Raw genomic sequence first — 21653 nt, 5'->3', positions numbered from 1 at the left:
TTGGGATGGATACGCCGACGGAAAAAAGACGCTTGAAACGCCTCGAAACGCGTGCCGCGCCGCGTATTGCGGCTGCCGCGATGTCTGCGGATGGCTCTGACTAGGGGTTCGAGGGCTCCGCCCTCCCGGCGTCTGGCTCGACGCCCGTAGCACCATGCCGGTCGCGCCTGCGCGCGCCCTGCTCGCCGTGCCCCCTGCCCGTCGGGCGCCCTCGCGGCGCCCACTGCCACATCGATCTTTTCTCTCGCGCGCGGCCGGCGTTGCGCCCCGCCGCGCGTGTCTCCAGTTCAGTCCTGCCCGGCGCGTCCGCCCTTCGAGCAAACGCCGCCGTGATGCTTCAGTTTTCGTTTCTGCCCGGCGCCATGCTGCTCAGCGCCGGTGCAAAGCCGCTCGGCCCTTCCTCAACGCCCGGCCGTGGCTGCGGCACGCGTGCCAAACACGTCCTGCAGGTCCACCGAGGCGCCCGCCGGACGGTCAAGCATCCTCAGCTCGACGCCCTGCAGATGCCGCGTCATCAATGCGGCGGCTTCCTCTGCCTGCCCGGCCTCCAGCGCCGCGATAATCGTTTCGTGGTCGTCGAACGAGCACGGGCTGCGTCCCGGCGACTCGTAGAGCGCGGAAATCAGCGTCGAGCGCGCCACGAGGCCGTTCAGGCAATCGCACAGCACCGTATTGCCGGTCAGCGCCGCCAGTTCGGTATGGAATTCGCCCGACAGACGAATCCAGGCCGGAAAGTCGCGTCCTTCGAAGGCCCTGCGCTCGCGCCGGATGGTCTCGCTAATACCCTTCAGCCTCCGGCTGCCGTGCTGCGCGCTACAAATGCGCTCCACCACCGCGAGCTCGATGATGCGCCGCATCTCGAACACCTCGTGCACCTCCTGGAGCGACGGGCTTGCCACAAAGGCGCCACGGTTCGGCTCCAGATCGACGAGATGATCGCCGGCCAGCAGCGAGAGGGCCTGCCGGATCGGCCCACGCTTCACATTGAACACTTCACACAACTGCGCTTCCGTGAGCTTCGCGCCAGGCGGCAAACGATGTTCGAGGATCGCGGCGCGGATGCGCGCGGCAATGGCCTCGGGTTTCGTGCCGGTCGCGTCGGCTTCGGTATCGGCGTTTCGCATGTCTCTCACCTTGATGTTGAGTATCCTAGTTTGGACATAAATATTGTCAACAATTTTATCGGCTAACCTGGGGAAGATACCCAGGCTGGCTCAACGTTTGTATGCCTGCGCTCCATGAAACCCGCGCCATTACGGGGCACTGAGCCCTATTCTGGTGATACGGCGGCTCATAACGGCTCATTTTTTGTCAACAATTTAAATGCGGTACGGTCTCCAGAGCATTCGGCTAATTTTCATTGGACAAGCTGTTAGTTGCATGTTTGACACCGGAAAAAAGCGCTCGAGAGCGCTTGTCCTGCCTGAAATCGTCCGGTCAGGCGAGGTACGGATAGTTGCTCATCGTGAGCTCGAATCCATGGGCATCGGCATTCAGATGAGCCTGTGCGCCGAATGGCAACGTGACCATATTCTCGATGTGGCCGAACGGCAGGCCCGTGATGACGGGAATCCCCACCACCGAACGCACTTGCTCGACCACCGCGTGCAGGTCAAAACCGTTGTCGTAATCGAACGTTTTGCCGCCGGAAAAATCGCCAAGCACCAGCGCCTGCTGGCGCGCGAGAATCCCCGAGAGATGGAGCTGATAAAGCATTCGCTCGACCCGGAACGGCTGCTCGTTGATGTCCTCGACAAACAGGATCCCGCCCTCCACTGGCGGCATATAGGGCGTGCCGACGAGCGAAGTGAGGGTGGCAAGATTGCCGCCCCACAACATGCCCGATACGTTGGCGTGCTGCGCCTGCGGCGCCTTCACCTTGAGCGTGAATTCGGGTTTCGTGAGTGCGTTCCAGAAGTGATGCATCGTGAAGCTGCTCAACTCCGGCGCGCCGAAATCGCTCACCAGCATCGGGCCGCCGAACGTCGTAAGGCCCGCGCGCGCATAGAGCGCAAGCTGGACCGCGGTGAAGTCGCTATGTCCGACGAATGCGATCGGCTGCCCGGAGAGACGTTTTTGCAAGCCGTCGTAGTCGAGACCGTGCAGGATCCGCACGGCGCCGTAGCCGCCGCGCACGGCAAGCGCGATATCGGGCAAGCCGCGCCCCGGGTCGGCGAGACGGTTCAGCTCGGCGGCGCGCTGGCCGTCGGTGCCGGCAAAGCGCTGGAAGCGCCGCTCGGTCGCCACGATCCCCTCTACGCGGTGGCCCTCGGCGCGAAGACGCGTAATGCCGCGTTGCACCGCTTCCGGGTCATGCGGATAGCCCGACGGTGCAATCAGTTCGATGGTGCGATGCATGGTCATGGTCAACGGGTTAGGTGATCGGCAACCGCGCCATGCGCCTGCCACGGCGCGGACGCGCGGCCGCCAGTGGCTATTATCCGATGTTATCGATCGCTATCGGCCGTTATCGGCAACGCCCGGCTCCGACCCGGCGGCGCTGCGGGCTTCACGGCGCACTTCGCGGCTCGCGCGGCGGCGCTCCGCAAAGAACGAGCGCAGCGCGTCGCCGCACTCGGTCTCGAGCACGCCGCCCGCCACGCTCGTATGGTGATTGAGTTGGTCATTCGAAAATGCGTCGACGACGCTGCCGCAAGCTCCGGTCTTCGGATCGCGCGCACCGTACACCACGCGCGCGATGCGTGCGTGCATGATCGCGCCGGCGCACATGAGGCACGGCTCCAGGGTCACATAGAGTTCGCAGCCGGGCAGACGGTAGTTGCTCAGCGCCGTGCCCGCGGCGCGCAGCGCAGCCATTTCGGCATGCGCCGAGGGATCGTGTGTCCCAATTGGATGATTGAAGCCCGTCGCGACCACCTCGTCCCCTAGCACCAGCACGGCGCCAACGGGCACTTCGCCGGCCGCGCGCGCCGTTTCGGCAGCCTCTAGCGCGAGACGCATGAAATGGCGGTCCCGCTCGGCGATGGGATCAACCTGCGGTTCAGTGGGCTCCACTTGCGGTTCGGCGGCCTTCGCAGGTTCAACAGGTTCGGTTTGCGGCGCGGCATCGCCCCGCAATGGCTCGTGGCGCTCCGCGTCGTGCTGTTCAGCCTCGCCTGGCGGCGTGGCGGCCGGCACGCTCACGCGGCCCCCGCCGCGACGTCCTGCAACGTCGCACGTTCGGTCAAGCGCTCGGCGATGCGGCGTCGATATTCATGCGGCACCACCAGCGGACCGCCGCGCAGCGACTCGAGCGCCATGTCGAGTGCCAGCATGCGGGCACGCAGCCGGCACTGCTCGGCCTTGTCGCTCACCTTGGCAAGTTCATCCTCGAGATCGCGCAGCGCACGAAGCTGTTCGACCGCAGGCGGCACAAAGCCCGCATTTTTCAGAATGCGGTTCGCCACGCGGACTTCTTCGGGCACGAAGGGGTCGTCGTCGAGCACCTGCGGCGCTCCGGCACCCGGCAAATCGTCGAACTCACCGCGCGCGGCTGCGGCGGCAATCCGTTGTTCGACGAGGGCATCAAGCAATTTCATCGGCAATCCACTACGTTGCGGCGCTTGCATTCTATCAGGGTAACACCTGGAAGACCCGGCTCGTCTGTCGTGGCCGACGTCGGATTCCTACAGATTGACAGGCGGAGGATTTAATGCGATGCGCATATGAAAGCAGGCAACGTAAAGCCGGATTCGTCTGATTGGAGCGCACGCGGCGGGTAGTTTATCGTCGATCCGACTCCGCTGCGGCCGCGATTATCGAGCGGCGATCCGGCGGCTCAACTCCGCGTTCAGGCTCAATTCGGGTTCAAATCACGATGAAACATGCTTCGATTTCCAGTGCTTCGCCGACCTCTGGCGTTCGCGCCGGTGCGCCTCGGAATCTATCGCGCGGGAACCGCGTGGTGGGACGGCTGCGCCTTGGCGCCGCTTTGGTGCTACTGGCCGCCAGCCTTTCCGGCTGCGGCGTATTCTGCGCCGCGGGAGGCGGCAGCGGTGGCGTCGGGGGTGGGTGCGGGGTGGGAACGGGGATGAGATTTTGAGGCGCCTGAAGGCGCCGAAGCCGGGACCAAAGCCCGGGACCGAGGCCTGAAACCCAAAGTCGGCACTCAGGCCGGCACCGGACGGCAATCCGGTGCCGGCTTGATACGAGAAACGCCGGTTATGCCTGCAACACCTTGCTCACCGCATCGACCACGATGCTCACGTTCTTCTCGTTGAGCCCCGCGACGCACATGCGGCCCGAGCGCAGGATGTACACCCCGAACTCTTCCTTCAGGCGCTCGACCTGGTCGGCGCTCAAGCCCGTGTACGTGAACATGCCGCGCTGCTTCACGTAGCGCGAAAGGGCCTCGCCGCTCACGTGCGCGCTCAGCCCATCGTGAATCGCCTGACGCATGCGCGCGATGCGCTCGCACATCGCCGCCAGCTCCGTCTCCCACGATTGCTTGAGCTCGGGGTTCGTGAGCACGCGCGTGACGATCTTCGCGCCGTGCGTCGGCGGATTGCTGTAGTTCGAGCGCACCGAGCCCGTCAGTTGCCCGAGCACGCGATCGGTCGCCGCCGCGTCTTCGCAGATCACGTGCAGACCGCCGCAGCGCTCGCCGTACAGCGAGAAGTTCTTCGAGAACGAGTTCGCCACCAGCGCCGGCACGCCGCGTCGGCCGAGCTCGCGCACCGCGAACGCGTCGGCGTCGAGACCCGCGCCGAAGCCTTGGTACGCCATGTCGACGAACGGCAGCAGATCGCGCTTTTCCAGCACGTCGATCAACTGCGCCCACTGTGACTCGTCCAGATCCACGCCGGTCGGGTTATGGCAGCACGCATGCAGGAGCACGACGCTCTTTGCCGGCAGCGCATCGATGGCCGAGAGCATCGCCTCGAACTTCAGGCCGCCGGTGGCCTCGTCATAGTACGGGTAGGTGTTCACCACAAAGCCCGCGCGCTCGAAGATAAAGCGATGGTTTTCCCACGTCGGATCGCTCACCCACACCTGGCTTTGCGGGAAATAGCGCTTGATGAAATCGGCGCCCACCTTGAGCGCGCCCGAGCCGCCGAGCGTCTGCACCGTGGCGATGCGGTTCGCCGCGCGCGACGGACACTGCGCACCGAACACGAGCGCCTGCACGGCGTCACGGTACTGGGCGAAACCGGCCATCGGCAGATACGGCTTCGGGCCGGGTTCGGCCAGAATCGCCGCCTCGGCCTCGTGGACGGCCTCCATCACCGGCAGACGGCCGTCGTCGTCGAAATAGATGCCAATGCTCAGATTGACCTTGTTCTGCCGCGGATCTTTCTGGAAGTTCTCGTTGAGCGAGAGGATCGGGTCGCCGGGATAGGCATCGATATGTTCGAACATGGCGTTTGCTTGACGGTTGCTTGCTGGTTATAGGCGATTACAAATTGCTGGCCAAAGCGCCTGGCTAAAAACGGCTGGCCGAAGCGCTGAGCGAGGCGGCGCGACCGAACGCGCCGCCAGGTTCAGCGGGTCTGGACGCTGCCCTGCAGCGCCGGCACTGCCCCGCGACGCCAGAAGCGATACGCGGCGGCGAGCACCACGAGCCATACCGGAATCAGGTAGACGGAAATCCGCAGATCCGGAATCAGATACATTACAACGAGAATGCCCGCGAGGAACACCAGGCACAGGTAATTCGTGAGCGGATAGCCGAGGCTCTGGAAGCGCGTCGTCTGGCCCGCACGTGCCTTCTCGCGGCGGAACTTCAGGTGAATCAGGCTGATCATCGCCCAGTTGATGATGAGCGCGGACACCACGAGCCCCATCAGCAGCTCGAACGCCCTGCCCGGCATGAAGTAGTTGATGACCACGCAGGCCGCCGTCGCCACCGCCGTCACGGCGAGTGCCGCCAGCGGAATGCCGCGCCGGTTCACCTTGAGCAGCGCCTTGGGCGCATTGCCCTGTTGCGCGAGGCCGTAGAGCATGCGGCTGTTGCAATAGACACCGCTGTTATAGACCGAGAGCGCCGCCGTGAGCACCACGACGTTGAGCACGTTCGCCACCAGATTGCTGTTCATCGCGTGGAAGATCAGCACGAAGGGGCTGCCGCCCGACACGACCTTTTCCCACGGATAGAGCGAAAGCAGCACGCCCAGTGCGCCCACGTAGAAAATCAGGATGCGATAGATCACCTGATTGGTCGCGCGCGGGATCGTGTGCGAAGGATCGTCGGCTTCGGCCGCGGTAATGCCGACGAGCTCGAGACCGCCGAACGAGAACATGACGACGGCCATCGACATCACGAGACCCGACATGCCGTGCGGGAAGAAGCCGCCGTGGCGCCAGAGGTTCGAGACGCCCGCTTCCGGCCCCGCCGAGCCCGAGAGCAGCAGCCAGCCGCCGAACGCGATCATGCCGACGATCGCCAGCACCTTGATGATCGCGAACCAGAATTCAAGCTCGCCGTATGACTTGACGCTCGCAAGGTTGACGCCGTTGATCACGACGAAGAAGACGAGCGCCGAAACCCAGGTAGGCAGGGTCGGCCACCAGTAATGCATGTAGATGCCGACGGCCGAAAGCTCGGCCATGCTCACCAGCACATAGAGCACCCAGTAGTTCCAGCCCGAAAGGAAGCCCGCGAACGGGCCGAAGTATTTGTCCGCGAAATAGCTGAACGATCCGGCAACCGGCTCGTCGACGACCATCTCGCCCAGTTGCCGCATGATGAAGAACGCGACGACGCCGGCAATGGCGTAACCGAGCAGCACCGAGGGCCCGGCGGTCTGAATCGTCTGCGCAATGCCGAGGAACAGTCCGGTGCCGATCGCCCCGCCCAGCGCGATCAGCTGGATATGACGATTCTTGAGGCCGCGCTTCAGGTGACCGTTCTGGTCGCCGTTTTGCGCTCCGGGTTGAGTACTGCCACCACGTGATTCGTTTGAAACCATGTCTCTTCCTGTCTCTTCTTTATCGATGCGTCTGCTGTGAATCCGGGTGGGATCCCTTCGCAGCCACGCGAAATAAAATTGCGCGCGCAACCTTCTGCGCTGGCGCGCTCTCAGGGCCGCCAGTGTTGGCCGACAGCCCTGTCAGGTGTGCCCAGTGTATAGGCGGAGCCGAAAAATATGATTTCATCTGATACGCAGGCAAACCCTGATTGGTACAATTTCATTTCGCATTGGCTACTTCCAAGGCAAGAAAAGTGCAAAACTTCGCCCTAGACCCCATCGACATGCGGCTCCTCGCCGCGCTTCAGGAGCACGGACGCGCCTCGAATATCGAACTGGCCGCCGCCGTCAAGCTCTCGCCGGCGCAAACACTGAGGCGCCATCGCCGGCTCGAGGAACTGGGCGTCATCAAGCGCTATGAGACGCGGCTCGACGCCCAGGCGCTCGGCTTCGGCGTGGTCGCGTTCATTCAGGTAACGATGGAGCGCGGGCATATGCGCGAGCTCGTCAAGTTCAAGGAGCTCGTCGCGAAGCTGCCGCAGGTGCAGGAGTGCTACTCCGTGACCGGCGATATCGACTACGTTCTGAAGGTGGTGGCGCGCGATCTCAAGGCGCTGTCCGAATTCCTGCTCGATACCCTCATGCGCGCGCCCGGCGTGAGCAGCGTGCATTCGATCGTTTGCCTCGATGAACTCAAGGGAACGAGCGCGATGCCGCTGGAGCCGTGAGCGGAGCGTCAAACGGAGCGAAGCAGGCTCGCTGGGGATAAGTTCCGCGCGGATATGCAATTTTATCTCATTTGCACGCCCCGCATGAGGGATGATTGTGTTTCCGGACCGCGCGCGAGCGTTCAGATCACGCCCGAGGAGCGCATGTCGGCGAGATGGCGTTTCATGTCCTGGACGTCGAGCGCGTGCGCCTCGCCCTTTTTCAATGCCACACTGGTCGACAGGATGTCGACGATCACGAGCGCCGCGAGGCGCGAGGTCGTCGGCGTATAGACGTCGGTGTTCTCCAGCGTTTCCGCCACCACCGCCACGTCGCAGTAGCGCGTGAGCGGCCCGTGCGAGCCGGTGATCACCACCACGCTCGCGCCACGCTCCTTCGCCGTGCGCGCCACTTCGATGAGCGAGCGCGTCGAGCCCGTGTTCGAGATCGCCACCACGGCGTCGCCGGGCTTGAGCATCGAGGCCGCGATGAACTGCTGGTGCGAATCCTGGTGCGCGATGCAAGGCACGCCAAAGAGCGGAAACTTCTGCTGCGCGTCGAGCGCCACGATGCCTGACGCGCCAAAGCCGAAGAACTCGATGCGCTGTGCCACCGCGAGCAGATCCACGGCGCGCCCGATCGCCTCGAAGTCGAGCTTCTTGCGCGCCCAGTCCAGGCTCGTGATGGTGTAGTCGAAGATCTTGGTGGCCACCGTTTCGGGCGTGTCGGCGCCCTTGAGCACCGAGTGCGTGGCGGGCGCCCCCAGCGCGAGGCTCTGCACCACGCGAATCTTGAACTCCTTGAAGCCGCTGCAGCCGATGGTGGCGCAAAAGCGCAGCACCGTGGGCTCGCTCACCTGCGCAAGCCGCGCGAGCTCGGAAAGGCTCAGGTCCGCGATCGTGTGAACGTTGGCGAGAATGTAATCGGCGACTTGCCGGCTGCCGCGGCGCAGGTCCGGCCGGGCGCGGTCAATCACTTCGAGAATGTTGTAATCGGGCACGCGAAAATTCCTTCGTCGATGGGCTGGCGCAACGCCATCGCCGCATGGCGGCCACCCTGCGGCTGTCACGCGGTTACGACGCAGTTTAGCGGAAGAGCCAGCGGCGCCAGAAGTTCGGGCCCTGCTGCATGAGCACCGCCGCGACGATGATCGCGCCCATCACAACCTGCTGGTGATAGCCCGGCACGCTCGCGAGATTCATGATGTTGCCGATCACGCCGAGAATCAGCACGCCCATCAGCGTATTGAGCACACCGCCCTTGCCGCCCGCAAGGCTCGCCCCCCCGATCACCACCGCCGCGATCACGGTGAGTTCGTCGCCCACGCCCACGGTCGGCGCCCCCACGCTCGCGCGCGAGGTGGAGATGATGCCCGCCATGGCCGCCAGCACGCCCGAACACACGTAGGTGCCGAGCACGTGGCGCGCCACCGGCACGCCGGAAAGCCGCACCGCCTCCTCGTTCGAGCCGATCGCGCGCACCACGCGTCCGGCGCGCATGCGCCCGAGCGCGATGCCGCCCAGCACGAACACGATCAGCATCACGAGCGTCGGCCCCGGAATGCCCAGGTAGCTGTGACGGCCGAAATCGAGCAGCGCCTGGCCGGCATCGTCGACGAGAACGGGCGAGCCGTTCGAGACGATCATCGCAATGCCGCGTGCAACCGTCATCATCGCGAGCGTGACGACGAACGGCGTGAGGCGGCAGAACGCCACGAGCACGCCCGAGACGAGCCCGCACAGGCCGCCGGTCACGAGCGTGGCAGCCAGTGCGAACGCGAGGCCATGCTCGGGAATGAGCAGCGCCGAAAGCACGCTGCCGAGCGCCGCGACCGAGCCCACCGAAAGATCGATGCCGCCCGTGAGCACGACCAGCAGCATGCCGACCGACATGATGCCGACGCCCGCCACCTGGCGCGAGATGTTCGAGAGGTTCGCGACAGAGAAGAAGTCGTCCGAGATGAACGAGGCGGCCACGATCAGCACGACGAGAATCGCGACCGTGTTGAACTTGCGCGCGGCTTGCCAGCCGTGCTTGAGCGACGCGATGCCGGAGCGGCGCTCGCGCGGGTCGGAGGTGACGGCGCTGGGGTTCATGATGGGTGTCTCCAGACTGGATTGAGCTTGATGAGCTTGATGAGCTTGATGATCTTTGGGGTCAGGCATGCGTGATCGAGGCGCTCTCGCGCGGCGACGCCGCGTTGCCGTGCGGGCTGCCGTGTGTTTCGCCCGGATCGCGGCGCAGCGAGAGCGAAAGAATCGCTTCTTCGCTGTACCCCGCAGGCTGCAGTTCGCCGCGGATGCGGCCGTCGCCCATCACGAGAATGCGGTCGCACAAGCCGATCAGTTCCTGATGCTCCGACGAGATCACGAGAACGGCCTTGCCGCGCTCGGCAAGCTGATTGATGAGCGTGTAGATCTCGACTTTCGCGCCGACGTCCACGCCGCGCGTGGGCTCGTCGAGAATGATGAGATCGCCGTCGGCATGGAACCACTTCGCGAGCACGACCTTTTGCTGGTTGCCGCCCGAGAGCGTCGAGACGTCGGCGTCCATCGAGCGCGCCTTGATGCGCAGCGCGTCCATGAGTTGCGCGACGCTCGCGCGTTCGCGCCCGAAGGCGAGAAAGCCGCCCGGCGCGCTGACCGACTTGAGCGCCGCGAGCGTCGCGTTGATGCGGATCGGCATCTTGAGCACCGCGCCCTGGCCTTTACGGTCCTCGGGCACGAAGCCAATGCCCGCGCGTACTGCCGCGCGCGGCGTGCGTGCGTTCAGGCGCCGGCCCTTGAGCTCGACCTCGCCCGCGTCAGCCCGGTCGGCGCCGAAGATCAGCCGCGCGACCTCGGTGCGCCCGGAGCCGATCAGGCCGCCCAGCCCCACCACTTCGCCCGCGCGCACCTCGAACGAAACGCCGCGCACCGCGTCGCCGCGCGTGAGATCGCTCACCTTGAGCACGGCCTCGCCGAGCGTGGCGTGCCGCTCGGGGAACAGCACCGAAAGCGGGCGACCCACCATCTTGCGGATCAGCTCGTCGCGCGTGAGATCGGCGGGCTTGACGGTGTCGACGCGCTTGCCGTCCTTGAGCACGGTAATGCGGTCGGCGATCGCGAACACCTCTTCGAGCCGGTGCGAGATATAGACGATGCCCACGCCCCGCGCGCGCAACGCCCGCACGATCTCGAGCAGGCGCTCGGCGTCCGTTGGCGCGAGCGCGGCGGTCGGCTCGTCGAGCACGAGCAGCTTGAGCTCGCCGGAAAGCGCCTTGGCGATTTCGATCACCTGGCACTGCGCGGCGGACAACGTGCCAACGAGCGCAGCCGGATCGATCTCGAACCCAAGGCTCTCGATCAGCGCGCGCGCCTTTTCGCGCAGGGTGCGCCAGTCGATCACGCGCGGCAACGCGCCGAGAAACACGTTCTCGGCCACCGAAAGATCGGGGGCGAGCGCCGTTTCCTGGTGAATCACGGCAATGCCCTCGGCGAGCGCCGCGTGCGGATTGCGCAGCACCATTTCGCGCCCTGCCACGCGGATGGTGCCGGCGTCGGGCTGATGCCCGCCGCCGATCACGCGCATGAGCGTCGACTTGCCCGCGCCGTTTTCGCCGACGAGCGCATGCACCTCGCCGCTCATCACGTCAAAGTCGATGTTCTCGATCGCGTGAATACCGCCGAAGCGCTTGTCGATGCCCGTGAGCGCGATGAACGGAATCATGTAACTCTCTCCAGTCGAACAGGCGCGCCGCCTTGTGCGCGGCGCGCTTGCGTCTTCAACGACCAAAACGGTTCGGAAACCTGATGAACGGCTGCTTCAGAAGATCGCCTTCGGGTTGTAGAACTTGTCGACATTGCCCTTGGAGATCGCCGCCGACGGCGTGTACGACACCTTCGGCACGTTCACGGTCTCACCCTTCGCGGCCTTCACGCCGATGTCCACGGCCGTGCGTGCCACGAGCGCCGGGTCGTTGAGCGCGGTCGCGCCGTACTTGCCCTGCTTGATGAGCGCGAGCGCTTCCTTCTGGCCGTCGGCGGCGGCCACGAGCGTGATGCCCTGGCGGTTCGCGCTTTCGATCGCGCGGCGCGCGCCGAGCACCATGCTGTCGTTCTCGCCGAGCACCATGTTGATGTCCTTGTTGGCCACGAGCAGGTCTTCCATTGCCTTCAGGCCGCCTTCGTCGGACCAGTTGCCCCAGCCCTGGCCAACGATCTGCACGTTGGACTTGCCGGTCTTTTCGAGCTGCGCCTCGATGATCCCTTCGAGCACGCCGTCGCGGCGCTCCTTGCCCACCGGGTTGCCCTTCTCGCCCGAAATGAGCGCGATCTTCAGCGGCTTGTCGCCCATGTTGTCGACTACCCAGCGACCCACCAGCGCGCCGTTCTGGCGATTGGACGACTGCACGAGCGTGAGGTAGTTGGCCTTCGGGTTGAGCGTGCTGTCGATCACCACGACCTTCACGCCCGCCGCGCTCGCGGCATTCACCGCGCCCACCAGCGCTTCGGGATCGGCGGGATCGATCACGAGCACTTTCACGCCGCGCGTGACGAGGTCTTCCACGTCGGCGATCTGTTTTTGCATCTTGCCCTGCGCGTCGGCGACGATCACGTCGGCGCCAAGCTCGGTGGCGCGCGCCTTCGCCGATTCCATCGCGGCGGCAAAGTACGGCGCATTGAGCACCTTCATCGAAACGCCGACCTTGAGCTTGTCCGCGGCGAGCGCGGGTGCGGCGGCCACCATGCCGGCCGCGGCAAGCGCGGCGGCGCACATCAGCTTCTGCATGAGACGCGACATGTCTCCTCCTTATATAGGTGTGTCACGCGGTAAAACGGCGCGTTGCGCGCGGTGCGCTTCGGTGTGGCGTCAGTTTCATGACGCGAGCAACTTGCCGGGATTCAGGATGCCGAGCGGATCGAGCGCAGCCTTCACGGCGCGCATCGCAGCGAGTTCAGCGGGGCTGCGCGAGAGCGCGAGCACTTCGAGCTTCTTGATGCCGATGCCGTGTTCCGCCGACACCGAGCCGCCCATCTCGCCCGTCACGCCATACACGGTGCGTTTGACTTCGGCGGCGGCGCTCGCGGGCCAGTCCGGCTGCTGAACGACGATATGCAGGTTGCCGTCGCCGAGATGCCCGTAGATCAGGATCGTGGCGCCGGGCCACTGCGCGCGCAGGCGCTCGTCGCAGCGGCGCGCGGCCTCGCCCACGTCGGCGATCGAAAAGCTCACGTCGAACGAGACACGCCCCGGAATCAGGCGGCCGTATTCGCCGGGTGCGTCGCGAATCGCCCAGAAGGCGGCGGCATGCGTTTCATTGGCCGCGAGCGCGGCGTCTTCGAGCGTGCCCGCTTCGAGCATCTCGGCGAGAAAGGCTTCGAAGGCGGCGTTCTGGCTTTCGGGGTCGGCGCCGCTGCTTTCGAGCAGCACGTAGAACGCGTGACGGCCCGTGAGCGGCGCGCGCAGCTCGGGCAGGCGCGAGAGCACGAAGTCGTAATAGCCCGGCCACATCACTTCGAAGGCCGAAACACCGGCGGGCAGCCGCTCCTGCGCGAGACGAAGCAGCGTCGTGACGCTCGCGTAGTCGGGCACGCCGCACCATGCGGTGGACACGGCGCGCGGCTTCGGACGCAGCCGCAGCACGGCGCGCGTGATGACGCCGAGCGTGCCTTCGCTGCCGATCAGCAGATTGCGCAGGTCGTAGCCCGTGTTGTTCTTGATCATCTTGCGCAGGCCGCCCACCACGCTGCCGTCGGCGAGCACGGCCTCCACGTCGAGCGCCTGCTCGCGCATCATCCCGTAGCGGATCACGCGGTTGCCGCCCGCGTTGGTCGCGAGATTGCCGCCGATGGTCGCGCTGCCGCGCGCGCCCAGATCGAGGGGAAACATGAAGCCCGCGGCGTCGGCGGTTTCCTGCACGGTTTGCAGCGGCACGCCCGCCTGCACCGTCATGGTCGCGCTCACCGGATCGATCTCCTCGATCGCATTCATCAGCTCGAGGCTCAACGCCACTTCGCCGCCGAGCAGGCACGCGCCGCCCGCGAGGCCACTCAACCCGCCCTGGGTCACCACCGGCTGGGCGTGCGCATGACAGATGCGCAGCGCCGTGGCTACCTGTTCGGTCGTGCGCGGACGCACGAGCGCAATGGGCTCGGCGCACGGCATGCGACTCGAATCGGCGTGGCTGCGACCGGCGAATTCGGCCGGCAGGCTCACCACCCCCGCGCCCAGCGCCTCGCGCAAGGCTTCCACCACGGGTGCGCCTGCCGCGGCGCGCGCCGGATGAGCGCTCTGTTGCATGCTTGCCTCCTGCTTTTTCCATGACGCTCAGCCAGTCGCAAAGCGTGGGTTGCTCGAATTGAAACGATAGTAACACTTCTATTAAATGAATGAAAATGACGATATTACTCCGTAAAAACCCGAATAGTCGTTTGTTTCACAAACTTTATCATCACAAACGCTAACGTTCAGAAAGCTACACGGACCCAATCTTCGAGGGAGATGAAAGCGATGCAATGGCCCGAACCGCGTTCGTTCGAGGTGGATCTGGCGACCGGCCTGATGGCCGGCACCGGTTCGCACTACCAGAAACGCCTTGGCGATCTCGCCGGGCTCTACGCCGATGCGCGCGCTTTCGAGGCGCTCGCGGCCTCGCGCGGCGACGAAGTCGTTTATGAAGTCACCGACCACCGGCCCAACGCGAACGCGGGCGACCTCATCACGGGCGTGACCCGCATGGGCGCGGGCAAGGTGGGCGACGAGTTCTTCATGACGCGCGGCCACATTCACGCGAACGTCGAACGCCCGGAGCTGTACTTTGGCTTGAAGGGCCACGGGCTGATGCTGATGGAGGCGCCCGACGGCGAGACGCGCATCGTCGAGATCCGCGCGAACACAGTGTGCTATGTGCCGCCGCGCTGGATTCATCGTTCCGTGAATCTGGGCGGAAGCGACTTCGTGATGCTGTTCTGCTACCCCGCCGACTCGGGCCAGGACTACGCGATCATCGAGCGTTCGAACGGCATGCGCACGCGCATCGTCGACGACGGCCAGGGCGGCTGGCAGAGCGCGCCCAATCCCGCCTGGCGCGCGCGCACGCACGCCGAGATCGACGCGCTGCTCGCGTCCCACACTGAAATGGAGCAGGCACGATGAGCTACGCCCCCGCCACGAAACCGACCTTCTACTTCATTGGCGTGAGCACCGCGCAGAGCTCGATCATGCGCGTGTTCCCCGCGTGGGCGCGCCATCTCGGGCTCGGCGACGTCGAGATGAAAGGCATCGACTTCGCGCCGCACGCGAGCGCCGAGGCGTATCGCGAAGCGGTGGAGTTCATTCGCCGCGATCCGCTCTCGCTCGGCGCACTCGTCACCACGCACAAGATCGACCTGTACGCCGCGTGCCAGGATCTCTTCGACGAGATCGACACGCACGCGCGCTTCATGGGCGAAACGAGCTGCCTCTCGAAACGCGACGGCAAGTTCGTGTGCCACGCGAAAGACCCCATCACATCGGGCTTCGCGCTCGACGGCTTTCTGCCGCCGGAGCATTTCGCGCGCACGGGCGCCGAAGTGTTTTCGATGGGCGCGGGCGGCTCGACCATCGCGCTCACCTGGCATCTGATGCAGCAAAGCCGCGGCGCGAACCGGCCCTCGCGCGTGATTGTCTCGAACCGCTCGGGCGCGCGCCTCGCGGAAATCGAGCGCATCCACCGCGAGCTCGATCTGGGTGTGCCGTGCGAGTATGTGATCGCCCCGCGCCCCGAGGACAACGACGCCGTGCTCGCGCGCCTGCAACCCGGCGCGCTCGTGATCAACGCCACCGGCCTTGGCAAGGACGCACCGGGTTCGCCGCTCACGAGCGCGGCTCGCTTTCCCGAGCGCGCCATCGTGTGGGACCTGAACTATCGCGGCGACCTCGTGTTCCTCGATCAGGCGCGCGCGCAGCAGGACGCGCGGCATCTGCAGGTCGAGGACGGCTGGACCTATTTCATTTACGGCTGGACTCGGGTGATGGCCGAGGTGTTTCATATCGACATTCCGACGCACGGCCCGGCTTTCGATGAAATCTGCCGGATCGCCGCCGCGGCGGGCAAGCCGCAATCAGCGCAACCCACGCACCCGGGCACGCAACTGAAGCAGCCAGTCGCATGAACGCGCGCTGACGCACTCATCCACTCCATTCGAAGGACCAACGATGTATCTCGACAAATTCCGCCTGGACGGCAAGCTCGCCGTGGTGACGGGCGCCGCGCGCGGGATCGGCTTCGCGATCGCCGACGCGCTCACGCAGGCCGGCGCGCGCGTGGTGCTCACGGACATGCATCAGGGCGCGCTCGACGAAGCGGTGAGCAAGCTCGCGACGGCGGGCGCGCAGGTTGAAGGCGAACGGCTGGACGTCACCGACGTGGCCGCCGTGCAACGCGTGCACGACGCCGTGATCGCGCGTCACGGCCGCGTGGACGTGCTCGTGAACAACGCGGGCATCGCCATCTCGAACCATCCCGCCGAAACCATGAGCGACGAGGTCTGGGACCGCGTGATCGACGTGAACCTCAACGGCGTGTTCCGCTGCTGCCGCGCGTTCGGCAAGAGCATGCTGGAGCACGGCGGCGGCAGCATCGTGAACGTGGGCTCGATGTCGGGCTTCATCGTGAACCGGCCGCAGGAGCAGGCGAACTACAACGCGTCGAAGGCGGGCGTGCATCACCTCACGCGCTCACTCGCCGCCGAATGGGGCGCGCGCGGCGTGCGCGTGAACGCCGTTGCGCCCACCTATATCGACACGGAGATGAACAAGTACGTCTACGAGAACGAGGAGATGTATCGCCACTGGGTCGGCGGCACGCCGATGAACCGGCTTGGCCGCGTGGACGAAGTGGCCTCGGTCGTGCTCTTTCTCGCTAGCGACGCCGCCAGCCTGATGACAGGCTCGATCGTGCTCGCGGACGGCGGCTACGTGTGCTGGTAAGCATGAGCGCCGCGCGCCTTTCCATCGACGTCGAGACCTTCGAGATGCCGCTCGCAGCGCGCCTCGCCGCGCCGCGCGCGCATGCGCCGGTCGCTGCCGCCGACGTCGCGCTCTACTGGCTCGGCCAGGCGGGCTTCGTGATCGAGGGCGCGGGCTTGCGCCTCTTGATCGATCCGTATCTTTCCGATTCGCTCGCGCGCAAGTACCGCGGCACGCACTATCCGCACGAGCGCATGATGGCCGCGCCGATCGCGCCCGAGGATCTCGAACGCGTCGACCTCGTGCTCTGCACGCACCGCCACACCGACCACATGGACCCGGACACCCTGCAGCCGCTCGCGCGGCGCTTTCCCGGGCTGCGTTTCGTGGTGCCAGCGGCCACGCTCGACGAAGCGGTGAAGCGCTGCGGCGTGGATGCGTCGCGCCTGATCGCCGTCGATGCGGGCGAGCGCGTGCAGCCGCTGGCAAGCGTGCCGGGACTCAGCGTCGCGCCGCTCGCCTCGGCGCACGAAACGCTCGACACCGACGCGCAGGGGCGGCATCCGTGGCTTGGCTATGTGATCGAGATTGCGGGCGTGCGCGTCTATCATTCGGGCGACTGCGTGCCGTATGCGGGGCTCGCCGCTCGCGTGGCCGCGCTCGCACCGCATGTCGCGCTGCTGCCCGTGAACGGGCGCGACACCGAGCGCAGCGGCAACGGCGTGCCGGGCAACTTCACGCTCGACGAAGCGGTGACGCTCGCGAAGGACGCGGGCGTGCGCGTGATGATCGCGCATCATCATGGCCTCTTCGACTTCAACACGATCGCGCCGGCCGAGATCGACGCGCGTATCGTCGAGGAGCGCGGCGCGCTGGCGCTCTACCGCGCGCGCACGCAATGCGCGTGGCGCGTGCGCGCCAATGCTGGCAACGCCTGAACCTCGACACTCCCCACGACGATGGGACAAGCAAACATGGAGACAACCTATCTGGCAATCGACGTGGGCACCGGCAGCGTGCGCGCCGCGCTCGTCGATGCGACCGGCTCGATTCGCCGCCTCGCCGCGCGCGAGCACGAGCAGATCGTGCCGCGCTATGGCTGGTCCGAGCAGCGCCCGCTCGACTGGTGGACGGGCGCCGTCCACGCGATCCGCGAAGTGCTCGCAGCCGAGCCGGGCGCGGCGCAGCACATCGCCGCGATCTGCGCCTGCGGACAGATGCACGGCACCGTGCTCATCGACGCCGACGGCAAGCTCACGCGCGAGGCCGCGCCGCTCTGGAACGACAAGCGCGCCGCCGCACAGGTCGAATCGTTTCGCGCCCGCCACGGCAGCGGCGCCGACGCGCAGGCATGGCTCGCGCGCACCGCGAACCCGCCCACCCCCGCGTGGCCCGGCTTCAAGCTTCAGTGGCTCCGCCAGCACGAGCGCGACGCCTACGAACGCGCCACGACCGTGTTCATGCCGAAGGACTACGTGAACTTCCGGCTGACCGGCGAGCGAGCATGCGACTGGAGCGACGCCTCGATGACCTTCCTGATGGACCCGCAAACGCGCGCGTGGTCGCCGGTCATGCTCGAAGCCCTCGGCCTGGACGTCCGCAAGCTGCCGCCCATCCGCGCGCCCCACGAGGTGCTGGGCGCGGTGACGAGGGCGGCCGCGCAGGCCACCGGCCTGCGCGAAGGCACGCCCGTGCTGGTGGGCGCAGCCGACTATCCGGCCTCGGTGCTGGGCTCGGGCGTGTATGAGCCAGGCCTCGCCTCGGACATCACGGGCACCTCGTCGATCATCACGGTGATCGCCGACACGCCCATGCTGCACCCGGAGGTCTCGAACGTCGCGACTTGCGAGGGCCTGTGGGGCCGCTTCACGCTGCTCGACTCGGGCGGCGACGCCATGCGCTGGGCGCGCCGCGCCTTCCACGAAAACGCGCTCTCGTACGAGGACGTCGCGCGCAAGGCCGCCGAAGCGCCCGTCGGCGCCGAGGGCCTCTTCTTCCTGCCTTACCTCACCGGCGAGCGCTTCGGCGCGCACCCGAACTCGCGCGCGCAGTTCTTCGGCATCGCCGCGCGCCACGGCCTCGCGCATCTGCATCGCGCCGTGCTCGAAGGCGTGGCCTTCGGCGTGCGCCGCCACATGGCCATGATCCAGCCCGCGGGCGTGGCGATCGAGCGGCTGGTGGCAGCGAGCGGCGGCGCGAAGGCTGCATTGTGGCTCGACATCAAGGCCAGCATGTATCGCACCCCGGTGCTCGTGCCCGCCGAGGTCGAATGCGGCGTGATGGGCTGCGCGCTGCTCGCGGCAACGGCCACCGGCCAGTTCGCGACGCTCGGCGACGCCGTGCGCCGTTTCGTGCGTTTCGCGCGCGAAGTGCAGCCCGACCCGCGCGCCGCCGACACCTACGACCGCATGATGCCGATCTTCGAACGCCTCTATGCGCACTCGCAGCAGTTCTACGACGACCTCGACCGACTCGCCGGAGACGAAGCATGAACGCACCGCCTCCACGCGCCGTGCTTTGGGACATGGACGGCACGCTCGCCCTCAGCGAGCCGCTGCACATGCACACACTGATCGCGGCGCTCGCGCACTACGGCATACAAGCCGGCGACGAGTTGCATCCGCTGATGTTCGGGCGCACCGGCCTCGACGTGTACCGCATCTGCCGCGAACGCTTCGGCATTGAAGCGGATTTCGACACTTGGTCGGCGCTGCGCGCCGCGCGCTATGTGGCCGAGGCGCCGCAGCTCGAAGCGCGCCCTGGCGCGCTCGAACTCTGGCGCGCCGCACACGCGGCCGGGTTGCGCCAGGCCATCGTCTCGAACGCGGGTCGCATGCTGCTCGAAGCCAATCTGAATGCACTCGGATTGCAGGCGCCCGGACGCGTCTCGGTGAGCGCCAGCGACGTGCGCAACGGCAAGCCCGACCCCGAAGGCTACCTGCGCGCCGCGTATCTGCTCGACGTCGCGCCCGCCGAGGCCATCGCCATCGAAGACAGCCCAACCGGCGCACGTGCCGCGCTCGCTGCCGGCATGCGCGTGCTCGGCTGGCCCGATGCGGGCGCATCGGAGGCCAACGCGAACTTTCCGCACGGCACGCAGATCGTGCGCAGCGCGCGCGAAATCGCCGCCGCGCTCGGGCTGCCGGGCGCGCTTTTTTTTGAGCCCGCGTCTGAACCCGCATCTGAACCGAGTCCGCACACCACACCATGTTGAGAACCAGCATTTTCCCCTCGCGCTACGTCCAGGGCGCCGGTGCGCTCGCCACGCTCGATGCCGAACTCGCGCGTCTTGGCTCGCGCGCCGCCTGCCTCGTCGACCGCAACGTCGCGGCGCTGCTCGAACCGGTGCTCGCGCGCGCCGAGCGCGTCGCGCTGCAGGTGCGTGAAGTCGACGCCGCCTGCACCGAGCGCTCGGTCGCCGAAACCGCCGGGTGGATCCGCGCGAGCGGCGCGGACGTGGTGGTCTCGTTCGGCGGCGGCAAGGTGACCGACACGGGCCGCGCCGCCGCCGACGACCTGCGTCTGCCGTTCGCCTGCGTGCCGACCATCGCGGCCTCGGACGCGCCGTGCAGTGCGCTCGCCGTGATCTACGACGAAGCGGGCCGCGTGGTGCGCGACCGCTTCGTGCGCCGCAACCCGGACCTCGTGCTGCTCGACACCGCCGTGATCGTGCGCGCGCCCGCGCGCTTTTTCATCGCCGGCATTGGCGACGCGCTGGCGACCTACTACGAAGCCGAGGCCTGCCGGCGCGCCCATAAGAGCAACCTGTGCGGCGGGCGTGGCACGGCGCTCGCCTTCGAAGCCGCACGCCTATGCCGCGACCTGCTGTTTGCGCACGCGCCGCAGGCCGTCGAAGACTGCCGCGCGCAGATCGTCACGCCCGACTTCGACGCGACGCTCGAAGCCACCGTGCTGCTCTCGGGCATCGGTTTCGAATCGGGCGGCGTGGCCGCCGCGCACGCGATCCACCACGGGCTCGCCGACCTGCCTTCGTCGCACAGCCTGCTGCACGGCGAAAAGGTGGCGATCGGCGTACTCGCCTCGCTGTTTCTCTCGACCGTCCCCGACGACGAACGCCAGCGCGTGTTCCGCTTTTGCCGCGCGGTCGGCCTGCCCACGCGCCTCGCCCAGGTGAATGTGGAGGCAGAAGACAGCCACGCGCTCGAAACCGTGGCAGCGCGCGCCTGCCGCGCGGGCGAAATCATCCACAACGAACCGTATCCCGTCGAGCCCGACATGGTGGTCGCCGCCCTCAGGGCAATGGACCGCTACGGCGCACGCCTCGACACACTCGTCCTGCAAGGAGCTGCCTGACCATGACGCAAACCGCCCAGCACCACGACTCCGCGGAAAAACACGAAATTCACGCCTTCCGGCCCGGCCTCTTCAATGGCAAGACCGTGCTCGTCTCGGGCGCGACGAGCGGCATCGGCCTCGCGATCGCCGAAGGCTTCGCCTCGCTCGGCGCGCGCGTGATCGCCACCGGCAGCTCGGCGGCCAAGCTCGAAGCGCTGCGCGCCGACGCCACGCTCTCGCATATCCGCTTCGAGCGCGTCGACGTGCGCGAAGTCGAGGACATCAACCGCTTTTGCAGCGATCTCGAATCGTTGGATATCCTGATCAATGCAGCCGGCGTGGCGCGCCCCTTCGACGAATACCGTGACGACGTATTTCGCGAGGTCCTCGACGTGAACCTCACTGCGGCGATGCGCTTCTCGATGGCGGCGCGGCCGCTGCTCGAACGTTCGAAGGGCGTGGTCGTAAACGTCGCGTCGATGCTCAGCTATCTCGCGGATGTCGAAGTGCCCGCCTATTGCGCGAGCAAGACCGGAATTCTGGGCCTCACACGCGCGCTCGCGCATTCGTTCGGCGTGGCGGGCGTGCGCGTGAATGCGATTGCGCCAGGCTACCATCGCACGGACATGACGCGCGCGCTGTGGGAGTCGCCCGTGTCAGCCGGCAAGATCGCGGCGCGCGCGGCGCTCAAGCGCTGGGGAGAAGCCGAGGATCTCGTGGGCGCCGCCGTCTTTCTCGCTTCGCCCGCGGCGGCGTTTGTCACGGGGGTTACCTTGCCGGTCGATGGGGGCTATGTGAGCGGCAGCTAGG

Annotated in this window: 20 protein-coding genes; 9 read left to right on the top strand and 11 right to left on the bottom strand. The window is 66.5% G+C overall.

The features are described 5' to 3' along the window. Positions 1-401: 401 nt before the first annotated feature. From L5014_RS09655 to L5014_RS09630, 6 genes are all read right to left on the bottom strand, one after another. Entirely contained in the window at positions 402-1124 is a 723-nt protein-coding gene (locus tag L5014_RS09655) for a GntR family transcriptional regulator (protein ID WP_238463398.1), read from the bottom strand. 313 nt (positions 1125-1437) lie between these two features. Then, positions 1438-2364 carry a muramoyltetrapeptide carboxypeptidase gene (gene ldcA, locus L5014_RS09650; protein WP_238463397.1) on the bottom strand — a complete coding sequence of 309 codons (927 nt, stop codon included), beginning with the start codon at positions 2362-2364 and terminating at the stop codon, positions 1438-1440. A 93-nt stretch (positions 2365-2457) separates the two neighbouring features. Then, complete coding sequence (tadA, locus tag L5014_RS09645) at positions 2458-3015, bottom strand: tRNA adenosine(34) deaminase TadA (protein WP_238463496.1); 558 nt, start codon at positions 3013-3015, stop codon at positions 2458-2460. A 125-nt stretch (positions 3016-3140) separates the two neighbouring features. Next, complete coding sequence (locus tag L5014_RS09640; RefSeq protein WP_238463495.1) at positions 3141-3539, bottom strand: DnaJ family domain-containing protein; 399 nt, start codon at positions 3537-3539, stop codon at positions 3141-3143. Between the two features lie 622 nt (positions 3540-4161). Continuing rightward, positions 4162-5358, bottom strand: a complete 1197-nt coding sequence (locus tag L5014_RS09635; RefSeq protein WP_238463396.1) for an amino acid aminotransferase — start codon at positions 5356-5358, stop codon at positions 4162-4164. Between the two features lie 122 nt (positions 5359-5480). Continuing rightward, complete coding sequence (locus L5014_RS09630; protein ID WP_238463395.1) at positions 5481-6908, bottom strand: amino acid permease; 1428 nt, start codon at positions 6906-6908, stop codon at positions 5481-5483. Between the two features lie 254 nt (positions 6909-7162). On the opposite strand from L5014_RS09630, the gene L5014_RS09625 reads away from it, so the two are divergent. After that, positions 7163-7636, top strand: a complete 474-nt coding sequence (locus L5014_RS09625) for an Lrp/AsnC family transcriptional regulator (protein ID WP_238463394.1) — start codon at positions 7163-7165, stop codon at positions 7634-7636. 122 nt (positions 7637-7758) lie between these two features. On the opposite strand, the gene L5014_RS09620 is transcribed toward L5014_RS09625, so the two are convergent. The 5 genes from L5014_RS09620 to L5014_RS09600 form a co-directional block, all read right to left on the bottom strand. Beyond that, positions 7759-8616, bottom strand: a complete 858-nt coding sequence (locus L5014_RS09620; RefSeq protein WP_238463393.1) for an SIS domain-containing protein — start codon at positions 8614-8616, stop codon at positions 7759-7761. Positions 8617-8701: 85 nt separating this feature from the next. Then, the gene (locus tag L5014_RS09615) at positions 8702-9712 is read right to left on the bottom strand and encodes an ABC transporter permease (protein ID WP_238463392.1); all 1011 of its coding nucleotides are present in this window, start codon (positions 9710-9712) and stop codon (positions 8702-8704) included. Positions 9713-9773: 61 nt separating this feature from the next. Next, positions 9774-11324 (bottom strand): sugar ABC transporter ATP-binding protein, encoded by a 1551-nt coding sequence (locus L5014_RS09610; RefSeq protein ID WP_238463391.1) that lies wholly within the window; start codon positions 11322-11324, stop codon positions 9774-9776. A gap of 96 nt (positions 11325-11420) precedes the next feature. Further along, positions 11421-12398 carry a sugar ABC transporter substrate-binding protein gene (locus tag L5014_RS09605; protein WP_238463390.1) on the bottom strand — a complete coding sequence of 326 codons (978 nt, stop codon included), beginning with the start codon at positions 12396-12398 and terminating at the stop codon, positions 11421-11423. Between the two features lie 75 nt (positions 12399-12473). After that, a complete protein-coding gene (locus L5014_RS09600) occupies positions 12474-13898 on the bottom strand; it encodes an FAD-binding oxidoreductase (protein ID WP_238463389.1) in 1425 nt (474 codons plus the stop codon). Between the two features lie 210 nt (positions 13899-14108). Between L5014_RS09600 and L5014_RS09595 the strand changes: the two genes are divergently transcribed. The 8 genes from L5014_RS09595 to L5014_RS09560 are packed head-to-tail and all read left to right on the top strand — an operon-like array spanning position 14109 to position 21652. Continuing rightward, positions 14109-14753, top strand: a complete 645-nt coding sequence (locus L5014_RS09595; protein ID WP_238463388.1) for a glucose-6-phosphate isomerase — start codon at positions 14109-14111, stop codon at positions 14751-14753. Continuing rightward, on the top strand, positions 14750-15751 hold the full coding sequence (locus L5014_RS09590) for a shikimate dehydrogenase family protein (protein WP_238463387.1): 1002 nt from the start codon (positions 14750-14752) through the stop codon (positions 15749-15751). The genes L5014_RS09595 and L5014_RS09590 overlap by 4 nt, the downstream gene beginning before the upstream one ends. A gap of 43 nt (positions 15752-15794) precedes the next feature. Further along, entirely contained in the window at positions 15795-16568 is a 774-nt protein-coding gene (locus tag L5014_RS09585) for an SDR family NAD(P)-dependent oxidoreductase (RefSeq protein WP_238463386.1), read from the top strand. A 2-nt stretch (positions 16569-16570) separates the two neighbouring features. Further along, entirely contained in the window at positions 16571-17485 is a 915-nt protein-coding gene (locus L5014_RS09580; protein ID WP_238463385.1) for an MBL fold metallo-hydrolase, read from the top strand. Positions 17486-17521: 36 nt separating this feature from the next. Then, positions 17522-19039 carry a xylulokinase gene (locus tag L5014_RS09575; protein WP_238463384.1) on the top strand — a complete coding sequence of 506 codons (1518 nt, stop codon included), beginning with the start codon at positions 17522-17524 and terminating at the stop codon, positions 19037-19039. Continuing rightward, positions 19036-19761 carry an HAD family hydrolase gene (locus tag L5014_RS09570; protein ID WP_238463383.1) on the top strand — a complete coding sequence of 242 codons (726 nt, stop codon included), beginning with the start codon at positions 19036-19038 and terminating at the stop codon, positions 19759-19761. The genes L5014_RS09575 and L5014_RS09570 overlap by 4 nt, the downstream gene beginning before the upstream one ends. Next, positions 19755-20861 (top strand): glycerol dehydrogenase, encoded by a 1107-nt coding sequence (locus L5014_RS09565; RefSeq protein ID WP_238463382.1) that lies wholly within the window; start codon positions 19755-19757, stop codon positions 20859-20861. The genes L5014_RS09570 and L5014_RS09565 overlap by 7 nt, the downstream gene beginning before the upstream one ends. 2 nt (positions 20862-20863) lie before the next feature. Then, a complete protein-coding gene (locus L5014_RS09560) occupies positions 20864-21652 on the top strand; it encodes an SDR family NAD(P)-dependent oxidoreductase (RefSeq protein ID WP_238463381.1) in 789 nt (262 codons plus the stop codon). Position 21653: the final 1 nt, after the last annotated feature.

The sequence above is a fragment of the Paraburkholderia tagetis genome (assembly GCF_022213065.1).
In the GTDB taxonomy this organism is placed as follows: Bacteria; Pseudomonadota; Gammaproteobacteria; order Burkholderiales; family Burkholderiaceae; genus Paraburkholderia; species Paraburkholderia tagetis.
The sequence above is the reverse complement of the archived record's forward strand: the minus strand, read 5'-3'. Positions and strand labels throughout refer to the sequence as shown.